Below are 273 nucleotides of genomic sequence, written 5' to 3'. Positions count from 1 at the left end.
ACCAGAAGAGATTGACGAAGTTATCATGGGTTGTATCTTAACCGCCGGTGCAGGACAAAGCCCAGCGCGTCAAGCGATGCGTAAAGCAGGTATCCCAGATGCCACAGGCGCAGTCAATGTCAACAAACTTTGTGGTTCTGGTATGAAAGCCATTATGCTCGGTGCCAACTCAATTCGTAGCGGCGAATTTGATATCGTGGTAGCAGGTGGTATGGAATCAATGACCAACGCCCCTTATGTGCTACCAAAGGCACGTGGTGGTTATCGCATGGG

Annotated in this window: 1 protein-coding gene; it reads left to right on the top strand. The window is 50.2% G+C overall.

What is annotated here, in order from left to right:
• Nucleotides 1–25 precede the first annotated feature (25 nt).
• The coding region (locus ACSV5T_RS09840) for a beta-ketoacyl synthase N-terminal-like domain-containing protein (protein ID WP_438320991.1) at nucleotides 26–273 on the top strand (248 nt) is incomplete at its 3' end.

Origin of the sequence: Veillonella sp. ZSJB6, assembly GCF_051549505.1 — a bacterium.
In the GTDB taxonomy this organism is placed as follows: Bacteria; Bacillota; Negativicutes; order Veillonellales; family Veillonellaceae; genus Veillonella.
The sequence above is the reverse complement of the archived record's forward strand: the minus strand, read 5'-3'. Positions and strand labels throughout refer to the sequence as shown.